Source organism: Streptomyces sp. NPDC102274 (assembly GCF_044766385.1).
Taxonomy (GTDB): domain Bacteria; phylum Actinomycetota; class Actinomycetes; order Streptomycetales; family Streptomycetaceae; genus Streptomyces.
The window spans coordinates 1-4,145 of record NZ_JBIWLW010000111.1 but is presented as its reverse complement, the minus strand read 5'-3'; the positions used below and the strand labels follow the sequence as shown (position 1 = coordinate 4,145).

The window sequence follows — 4,145 nt, the reverse complement described above, 5'->3', positions numbered from 1 at the left end:
AGAACCCCTCGACAAGGTTCATCGTCCCAGTTCAGAAGGCACTTTCGCGTTACCAGCCACCAATCGACGCCGACCCAACCGAAACGGCGAGGCTAATGGCCCAGGCCGCGTGTTGGCTTAAATGACCCAGGCCGCGTGTGGTTATATCGTGACAGCGAAGGTGACGGCAACTAGCCAGCACATCCACCGTCATCGACTATCTGGCGGCACATGCGCAAGGTCGTATCGGCGCTGTGAACCCCGCATCGCGAGCAGAACCTTATGAGGGAGACGTGGTAGCAGGCCAATCGGGCGACGGTTCTCAGCGACGGCGCACTCACCTAGTCCTCACCCTCTATTTCAACCCCTGACCCCTCCGATGCGCATTAGTGGCAGGAATGCCAATCGCGGTCATTCGAGCAGGTCAGATCTTCGATGCCGGGTGATGGCGGACTTCTACTCCACAGTGAGGGAATGCGTTTCATGACAGATAGCAACGAAAATGCGCGTGCGGGACGACCACGCGGGAACTTGGGTAGACGACGCCTTCTTCAAGGGACAGCGGGCACCTTCGGTGCCGCTCTAGCATCCGCCGGCATCTATAAGATGATCGACACCATTGCAAAACCACCGGACCGGCCCGCTGTCGCCGACAGTCCGCCCGTCCAGGAACAATATATCCTGCAGAACGAGCAGGTGGTCATGGTCAATGGCTCGGGCGTGAAGAGCAGCAATGGCACGATTGCGGTCCGGGTGCCGGCCCTGCACGATCATGTCATTACCGCAAGGCTGAACGTGCCGGCGAATGCTAAGGCGTTGCAGGAGGCGCAGCACCACTTCGAGTCCGCCCTCCTAGGTCTGGAACGCCAATTTCCGCCCACTCCCACAGGAGTGGCCACCACGGTAGCCTGGGGACTTCCCTACTTCCACCACTACATCCCAACCCTGGGCAAGACGTCGGGCTTCTTCAAGGCACGAACATCTTACCCAGCGTATCTGCCGGTTGATTTGATGACCTCCAAGATGGAGGGCCATACCGTATATGCGCTGCAGGAGGCCATGACGTTCCCCAGCGACCAGCCCCCGCCTGGCTTCGGGCCGGTCCGCTTGGAACAGAATGACGTGGCCGTGCTACTCCGCAGTGACTCGCTCGCCAATATCATGGCAGCCACCAACGCCCTCTTCGGGTCTGGAAGCAACGGGGCGGGCAGCCTGTTCAAGGTGACGAGTATCCGCCAGGGCTTCTCCGGGGGCGGTTTCTACGGGCAACAGGGCCTGCCGAGCAAGCTGGCGCTGGCAGCTAATATCCCCGGTGCACAGTCGATTCCTCGACAGGCGCAGGGCTTCCTCGGCTTCGCCACCACCCTGGAGTCAAATATGGGACCCGGCGTCATCGCCAATCTGGAGACCCTGCCTGGCCTCACCAACCAGTGGCCCAACGGTTACTTCAAACAGGGGACCACCATGCATCTCTCGCACCTGTTTCAAGATCTGGTCACCTGGTACGAACGAAACTTCCCTCAGTACGCGGATCGCGTCCAGGCGATGCTCCAGCCCGGCCTCTCGCCCGCGCCCACGCCGGGTACGCTTGCCCTCCAACCGCCAGGTCAAAGTGAGGCCGAAGTGGCGCAAGGGGTCCAGCGGTACCACGCCTACGGCCACACTGGAAGCATGTCGAAGGTGGACAGCACCGCATCGCCGACGACCAGCAACTACGGAAAAGCCTACCCCACGGGGACAACCATCCCCGTGCGCGGCGATTTCGACACGTTGGACAATCCATTCCACTACACATCCGATCCGACGGCAGACCACTACAGCAAGAATCCAGCGGCCGGGTTGCACTTCATTCAGTTCCAGCCGACGGTTGCAATCTTCAATCGCGTTCGGCTCTCGATGGACGGCCACTATCCCGATATGACACTCCCTATCGCACCGCGCAGCCCCCACGCTGGCATTAACTCGGTCCTGCACACGACCCACCGGCAGAACTATCTGGTTCCACCACGTCGCCATCGCTCCTTCCCGCTCGCCGAGTTCCTTGTCTGACACGAGCCGCGCGCCGCGCCTTTATTGATCCGAAACGGTGGCTGTTCTTGGTCGTTGATCCCTGAGTGAGCGAACTGGTGGGGGACGCACCGCAGTTGTCGCCGTCGGCGCAGGAGGCCCTTCGACTAAGGGCGGTGGCCGCGTTGGCGGCGGGCTTTCGCGAGGACGTCGCAGCGGTGTTCCAGGTCTCGCTCAAGACCGTACGACAGTCACCGGCCGCGTTTCGCGAGCCAGGCCACGAACTCGTGGGTGCCGCCTGCGGAGTCGGTACGGATCAGTGTCCGGCGTCCGCGCCGATAGGACTTGGGCAGCTGGGTCAGCTCCAGCTGGGTGGTGGTGATGTGATCGGCGGCGGTGTTGCTGCCCGCGTTCCCGGGCCTCAGCAGACCGGCCACCGGCTCGCCGGACCCACCCGCTCCATGGTCGACGAACGCCATCAGCGGGGTACCGGTAGGCCACCGGCGAGGTGGCCGCGCGGAGCGCGGCCCCTTTTCCGGTGGCCCCCGGCCCGAACCGCCCGTGCGACTTTCACCGCAGACGGCTCTCCAGTGATCTTCGTGTTTCCGTCAGCCGTCGGCGTGGATGTCGGTGTGACAGTCGCGGCAGGCCACGAGGGCCTTTCGCCGTTTCCTGAGCATCACCTGCACCCACGTGGGGTGCGGCTGCCTGCGCTTGTCGAGATCGGCGAGGCTGCGGACGTGATGGACGGTGATGCCGTCCGTTCCGCCGCAGATCTCGCAGCGCCCGGCGATGAGCCTGGAGACCAGCTCCCGTCGCCGGGGCGCCACCCTGATCGTGGACTTGTCGATGATCAAGGCGGTTTTCTGTCGTCGCAGCGGAATGCCGCCGAACCGTGCGACCAGCGCTTTCCTGCCAGGACGCTCAGTGGTGACCTCCAAGCACACGCGGGGCCCAACCGGGGTGACGACCTTGGCCCTGAACTTGCGAGCCATGGCCGAGACGGTCGAGCGGTGCTTGCCCGGCAAGCGTCTTGAGCAGCGACGTCTCCAAGACCCAGTGGAGCCGGGTCAGCCGGAAGACGTCACTGGCGAGCAGGTAGTACTGGACGATGCCCCGGTACTCGGCTCCGAACTTCCTGACGATGTCCCGGTCGGGGGAGCCGAACAGGTCGGAGCGGTGCGCGGGTCTGCCGCGCTTGAGGTACTGGGAGCAGTAGGCGTTGATCACCGGGACCGGCACCCGCAGTTGGATCACGCCGTTGACGGATCTGCGTCCGTTCGTGATCTTCGTGCTGCTGTGCTGGACGGTGATCTCGTAGCCGAGGAAACGTGCTGCCTCTGTGCGGGCGTGGGTGATCACGGTCTTGGCGGGTGACAGTTCGAGCTTGAGGTCGTCGCGCAGGAACTGGGCCAGTCGTGCCTTGATCTCCTCGGCTTCGGCCTTGGGTCCGATGAACCCGAGCAGGGTGTCGTCCGCGTAGCGGACATAGCGGAGCCTGCGGTAGCCAGGATCTTGTGGATCCGAGCTGGGCAGGGCCCGCAACTGCTGGCGCAGTCTCCGGAACTCGGTCTGATTGCCTCGTTCTTGGGCTCTGCGCATCGCGTAATACATCCTGTGATACTTCCGGTTCGGCCGCCGGGAGTCCCCTCGGGTGTATTCCGGGATGAGGACCGTCTCGATGAACGTGTCCAGCCGGTCCAGGTAGATGTTCGACAGGCTCGGAGACGCGACTCCGCCCTGCGGGGAACCGCTGAGCGTCGCGTTGAAGATCCAGTCTTCCAAGTACCCGGCCTGCAGCATGTTCCTGATCAGCCGGAGAAACCGGCTGTCGTGGATGTCCGCCGCCAGCGTCGCCATCGTGACGTCGTGGTCGAGACTGCCGAAGCAGTCGGCGATGTCCCCTTCGATGAACCAGGTCGTGCCCTGCCAGGTGTCCGCGATCTTACGAAGCGCGGAATGGCAGCCCCGACCCGGCCGGAAACCATGGGAGGCGTCGCTGAAGGTCGGCTCGTAGTACGCCTCCAACAACAGACGTACGACTTCCGCCACCAGCTTGTCCGTCACCGCGGACACGCCACCGTCGAGGACCACATCAGGTGCGGCAAGACCACCGGCTTCGGCCGCTTCCCCTCCCGCCACTTCCTGGTCAACGCCGC

Annotated in this window: 1 protein-coding gene and 2 pseudogenes; 1 reads left to right on the top strand and 2 read right to left on the bottom strand. The window is 63.6% G+C overall.

The window, feature by feature from the left end; translation table 11 throughout:
* The first annotated feature begins 585 nt into the window (after positions 1 to 585).
* Complete coding sequence (locus ACIRQP_RS42105; protein WP_403900727.1) at positions 586 to 2,028, top strand: hypothetical protein; 1,443 nt, start codon at positions 586 to 588, stop codon at positions 2,026 to 2,028.
* Between the two features lie 218 nt (positions 2,029 to 2,246).
* On the opposite strand, the pseudogene ACIRQP_RS42100 reads toward ACIRQP_RS42105, so the two are convergent.
* Positions 2,247 to 2,471 (bottom strand): annotated as a pseudogene (locus tag ACIRQP_RS42100) (transposase); the annotation flags it as partial.
* A gap of 123 nt (positions 2,472 to 2,594) precedes the next feature.
* Positions 2,595 to 4,065, bottom strand: a pseudogene (locus ACIRQP_RS42095) (reverse transcriptase domain-containing protein); the annotation flags it as partial.
* Positions 4,066 to 4,145: the final 80 nt, after the last annotated feature.